The sequence below is a fragment of the Streptomyces sp. SDr-06 genome (assembly GCF_003324565.1).
Taxonomy (GTDB): Bacteria; Actinomycetota; Actinomycetes; order Streptomycetales; family Streptomycetaceae; genus Streptomyces.
In genome coordinates this window covers 1-5,677 of the sequence record NZ_QOLA01000054.1, presented here as the reverse complement: position 1 = coordinate 5,677, position 5,677 = coordinate 1, and the positions used below count along the sequence as shown (strand labels likewise).

Annotated in this window: 2 protein-coding genes and 1 pseudogene; 1 reads left to right on the top strand and 2 read right to left on the bottom strand. The window is 65.9% G+C overall.

The genetic code is table 11. The annotated features are described in order from the left end of the window. Window positions 1–357 precede the first annotated feature (357 nt). Window positions 358–1,506 (bottom strand): FG-GAP repeat domain-containing protein, encoded by a 1,149-nt coding sequence (locus tag DT019_RS38860; RefSeq protein WP_114041715.1) that lies wholly within the window; start codon window positions 1,504–1,506, stop codon window positions 358–360. 23 nt (window positions 1,507–1,529) lie between these two features. Next, the gene (locus tag DT019_RS38855) at window positions 1,530–4,193 is read right to left on the bottom strand and encodes a hypothetical protein (protein WP_147267430.1); all 2,664 of its coding nucleotides are present in this window, start codon (window positions 4,191–4,193) and stop codon (window positions 1,530–1,532) included. An 805-nt stretch (window positions 4,194–4,998) separates the two neighbouring features. Here DT019_RS38855 and DT019_RS38850 point away from each other — a divergent pair. Continuing rightward, window positions 4,999–5,677 (top strand): annotated as a pseudogene (locus DT019_RS38850) (RHS repeat protein); the annotation flags it as partial.

The following is a 5,677-nucleotide window of genomic DNA, read 5'->3' as shown; positions in this document are numbered from 1 at the left end:
ACCACCCTGCACCGCTGGTGGCGAGCCTGGACGGACACCGACCCACCACCCGAACTCCAGGCCCTGATCGACGCGGTCACCGCCGGCAGACCCCTTGATCTTTACCGCCGGGTTTAACGAACTACCGGTATAGATGAGGGTGCTCGGCGGCAGGGATCTGCCCCATGTGCTCGCGGTCCTGACCGTACCTGTTCGCCGGTGTGCTGGAGCACGAACCTTGTCGGGCTGGTGCTGTCCGTTTCGTTGACGGTGTAGGCGGCCTGTCGGGTGGTGGTCGCTGTTTCGCGTCAGGTAGTCGGGCCGGTGGCCTGTCCCCGCCCTGGGTGGGCACAGGCCACCGGCATGCGTGCGCTCGGGTTAGCTGACGAGTTTCATTCCTCCCCAGCTGCTGTCCGGCCACATGGAGACGGGATCACTCAAGTGGCCGGCTCCATCGCCGGGGTAGAGGTGGAGGGTGCCGTCGCCCCATACGGCTGCGACGTCGGTCTTGCCGTCGCCGGAGAAGTCACCGGCTATGAGGTGTTGGACGGAGAGCCATGTGTTGCCTCCGATCATCTGGGGGCCGGAGGTCAGGCCGCCGTGGCCGTCGCTGAAGTAGAGGTGGAGGGTGCCGTCGGGCCACTCGGCGAGGATGTCGGCGTAGGTGTCGCCATTGTAGTCGCCTGCGGCGAGGAGCTTCATTCCTCCCCAGCTGTTGTCGGGCCACATGGAAACGTCGGAGTTGAGACCTCCTGTGCCGTTGTTCGTGTAGAGGTGGAGGGTGCCGTCGCCCCAGATGGCGACCAGATCGGTCTTGCCGTCGCCGTTGAAGTCGCCGGTGGTCAGCTGTTTGACGGTGCCCCAGGTGGTGCCTCCGGGCAGCTGTGTGACGTTCGTGGTGTCCAGTCCGCCCTGCCCGTTGCCGGGGTAGAGGTGGAGCGTTCCGTCGGGCCATTCGCCGACCAGGTCGGCGTTGCCGTCGCCGTTGAAGTCGCCGGTGGTCATGAGCTTCATGCCGCCCCAGGTCTTGTCCCACAGCTGAGGGCCGGATGCGAGTCGTCCGCCGGAGTCTCCGGTGTAGAGGTGGAGGGTGCCGTCGGGCCACTCGGCGGCGATGTCCGGCCGGGCGTCGCTGTTGAAGTCGCTCCGGCTGGAGGGGAGGTAGGGCGAGCCCTCGATGGACTGTGCAGTGGCCGTCCAGCCGCGCTGGCTGAGATCGACCGGGGCGCCGAGGGATACTGTGCCGCTAGTGTCTTTCTGTCCCGGGAATTCGGTGAGTCGGCCGTCCCAGCTGACGGCGAGCAGGTCCGGGACCTTGTCGCCGTCGATGTCGCCGTCGCTGGTGAGCGCCGGGTAGGACAGGGGCATGAGACCGCTGTTGATCTGCTTGCGCGTGGTCGTGTCGCCCAATCCCTTGGGGTCGCCTGCACGGTTGGCGTAGAGGTATACGGCGCCTGTGGCCTTGTCGCGGGCCCAGAGGTCTGGAAGGCCGTCCCCCGTGACGTCGCCGGGGGCCGCGGCGGTCAAGCCGTTCCAGCCGCTCGCTCCGATCAGAATAGGGGAGAGGAGGCGCCCGCTGCCGTTTCCGGGAACAGCCAGAGCCTGTCGCCCTCGACGGTGATCAGGTCGTTGTGGTGGGCGCTGTCGCCGTCCACGTCTCCGGCGGCGATGATCTGGCTTGCCTGAGACCAGTCGGTTGCGTAGGTGGAACAGTCAGTGATGGTGGCGTTGCACGACGGCCGGGTGACTGCCGTTGCTTGTGCCTTGATGAAGTTGGCCGGGCTGGGGTTGAGATAGATGTACAGCTTGCCGGACTTGAGGACGAACAGATCGTCCACGTTCGCCGAGCCGTGCATGGCGCCCCGGTGGGCGAGGGTCGCGCCCTTCCAGGTCTCGTCGGCCGTAGGGGCCTGTGAGGTTGCGACCGGGACGCCGAGGGCGGGATCGGTTCCTACTGTGTAGAAGCGGATCTGACCGTCCTTGTCGACGATCGCAGTGTCGGGGACACCGTCACCCGTCAAGTCGCCCGGAGCCGCTTGGGCCTTGAGATTGTCGGGGACGTAGAAGGCGTACTCGTACGACTGTGAGTGGTTGCCTGCTTTGTCGACGGCGCTGACATCCAGGAAGTTGGTGCCCCAGTGCGTGGGCGCGAGCCTGATGCTGGCCGAGCCGTTGGTGGCCGCGACAGTGCTGGCGCCACCGACCGGCAGCGAGGTATTGAAGGCGTACTCGAAGTGGTCGACTCCGCTGGTGGCGTCGGTTGCCGCGAAGGTGAACTGGCCTTGGAATCCGTCGCCCATGGCATGCGTAGGGGCGGTCGAAGAACCAGCGGCGGGGTAGTCGGTCGAGGAGACGCTGGGCTGGCTCGGCGGGGTCCTGTCGATCTGGAAATGGCAGCCGGCGCTGGTGGCGGAATGGTTGATGCCGTCGTCGGCGCGTACGTTCCAGCCGTAGGTGTGCCCGTCCTCCAGTGGACCGACGGCCTTGTCGACCGTCGTGTTGTTGCCGACCCAGGGAGTGCTTGAGTTCGCGTCCCCCGTGGAGATGATCCCGGCGCCGCTCACGTAGTCCCACAGCGCGAACTGGCCGCGCACCTGCTGGTTGCTGTCCGGGTCCGAGATGGTGGCCCGCAGATGGATGCCGTCGCTGGCGACGTTGGTCGAGCCGATCCAGCCGAAGGGTGCGTTCACGCCGCAGTCCGGTGTTGCTGGTGACTGAGCGGCCGGGACGGCAGCGGCCAAAGTAGGCATGTTGGGAACGGAGTTGTACTGGACGGTCAGGGTCGGGTTCGTCGAGAATCGTTTGAACGCGTTCTTGTCACCTTCGTCGGCGGCGAAGACGCCGACCGACAGGCTGCTGCCGGCATGGGCGATGGCGGTGGTGATGTCCGCAATGGCCGGCTGGTTGCCGGGGCAGTCGTTGTTGCGGGTACCGGTGACGGACGCACTGCCGATCTGCTCGTGCGTCGCCGGTGCGGTGTTCCAGGTGATGCCGGAGCCGAAGGAGTCGGAGCGGTAGACGTTGATGCCGTACTTCTCGCAGCCGATCGATGCCGAGTAGGTCTCCAGCATGTTCAGCGTGGCGGAGCCGATGGTCTTGCCGGAGTAGAAGGAGGTGTCGAACTTGTAGAAGACGCGCTCGATCCCCGTGTCCGCCAGCCAGCCCTGATAGCCGACGCCAGGGTCTCCCCACTTGGCGGTGTCCCAGGGCTCGGACTGGTGGGCCTCCCAGATGCCGCCCCAGGTGGTGTCGCCAGTGTTGCGGGGTATCCAGTTCGGGTCGATGTAGACGGGGAAGTGGGTGTCGGAAGCGGTCAGGAGCTTCTGATCCGGTGTCAGCGTGATGCCGCTCTGACCTGCCGTCGCGTGCAGGTCCGCCTGCTTGGCTCCGGCCGAAGGTCCGGAGGCCGCTCCGTCGTTGGTGCTGCTTACGGCCGGGCTCTGCATGAACAGCGACCGCGACTTGGCCGGTGCAACGGTCGATGTGCTCGAATCCCACATGACCGGGGTCGGTGCGGAGAAGACAGCTCTTCCCGAACTGTCCTTGGCGGTGAGGGCGCCGGCGGGGTCGTTCGTCAGCGTGAGGCCGTTCGTCGCCGTACTGAGACGCACGGTGGCGAGCTTCGGGTTGCGCGCCGCATCCGGGGTTTTGACGACCAGGACCTGCGTGAAGCCGCCCTGGTCCTGCGCGGTGACACGGAGGTCGACGTCCGGAAGCACGTCGGGATACAGCGCGCTGGAACCAGAAAGAGTGGGAGCGGGCAGCGGATCGGGCCAGCTGAGAGCGAGTTCCTTGCCATCAGGAGCGGTCATCTTGGCGAGCGGGCCGCTGCCCCCAGCGGAGAAGACCAAAGCCGTGGGGGTCGCGCTCGTGGCGATCGTCCCGTCCGTGCCGCGCTGGAGGGTGGCGTCGACCGGCACCCATGTTCCGCTCTTGTTGACCCGTACAGGCTGAAGGCTCTGGGTCTGGGTGAAGCTTCCGTCCGGGTGGGCCGTCAGCGTGCTCGTCGACGTGGTCGCCGCACTTACAGAGACGGAGGAACCCGTGGATTTGGCCTTGGCCGAGGACGAGATCGCTTCCGCCTGGCCCGGAGTTGACGGTGTGTCTGCCGGGGTAACTCCACCGGGCTGAAGGGAAGTTGAACCGGTTGTGCCGTACGCCGCCGCCACGCTCGTGTCGACGGCGAGGGAGATAAGCGCGGCGCTGAGGGTCACACTCAAAGCGGAGGCCATGCCTCTGCGTCTATATCGGCTCTCTGTCCTCATGCTGCTCCTGACGTGCCTCTGAATTATCGATTTCCATGCCGGATCCGGCGAGCTTTGCGGAGCATATCCGGCATGAAGTTCGAGGGTTCTCGGTGGGATCTAGTCAGGCTGTTGTGATGGCGATATCGATTCTTTCCCGTCGGGAGTATTACCAGCTATCGGGCATAACGCGCAAGCTTCGCTTGTTCGGGCAATTAGTTAGCCCGCTTGTGTAGGTGCAGTGTCTATTCTGTGAGTTCTGGCTCGCTGTGTGCCTGATTGTGCTCGATTCATTGCCTTCCTGTGCCTCATTATTTTCTGATGCTTTCTTTTTTCTTGGTCAAGTCATTGGTGATCCACTGGTATCTTTCCGGTCTATTTTGTTTCCAGGGGTGGGGCTTTAGTGAAGAGCAGAAGCGGGACTTTCTCGCTAATTTTCGGCTGGATCCGGCATGCCTGCGCACGGCGCAATACGGTCGCTCTGACGACCTGTCTGGCGCTGACGTTGACGATGCTCTCGGGAGCTCCGGTCTTCGCCCGGGGACACGATTTGCCGAAACTGTGGTCACCGCGGCCGCTGGACAAGCAGCACTCGGTCTCCGGTCATGACGGTGTATCAGCGGCGCCTCCGTCGCGCTCGACGCTGCACGGGCAAGGCCAGGGCGGGCCTGCCCCGGCGCCCGTGGTATGGCCCGCGGCAACCCGCACGCTGGCGAACCCGGCTGCGGGCAACCCTGGATCCGCACAGTCGCTCTCACCGAAAAGCGCCCCCTCCTTGGAGCCCGGACCCGCTTCCGTCATCGGCACCCCCGTCTGGCTGGGCCGTCCCGGATCCCTGACCAAGCAGCACCAGGCCACAACAACAGCCGGTCAGACGCCGGACAAAGTCGCGGTCACGGTCGCAGGCCGCGAGGAGGCGCAGCGAGCCGGCATCAACGGTGTCCTGGTGTCCCTGACCAACAACGCCGCCACCAAGGGGGACGGCAAGGTCTCGGTCGGTCTGGAGTACGCCGGGTTCGCCAACGCCTACGGAGGTGACTACACCTCCCGGCTCCAACTGGTCCAGCTGCCGCCGTGCTCCCTGACCACGCCGCAGGCAGCCCAGTGCCGCACTGCCAAGCCCGTCCCCTTCCACAACGACTACGTGAACCACCGACTCGTCGCTGATGTCGCCCTCCCCACCTCCGGAACGCCCCCTGGTGCGGCTCCGTCGTCCGCGGCGCAACTCAGGGGCGCCGAACTCACCTCGCAGGCCTTCTCGGCCGGCGCTCAGCCCATGGTCCTCGCCGCCGCTCCGGCTCCGGGCGGGGCCGGTGGCACGTACAGCGCCACCCCCCTTGCCCCATCGGGAAGTTGGAGCGCTGGCACCTCAACCGGTGACTTCACCTGGACCTACCCGGTCAGCGTGCCGGCCCCGCTGGGCGGATCCGCTCCCGCCGTGGCGCTTTCGTACG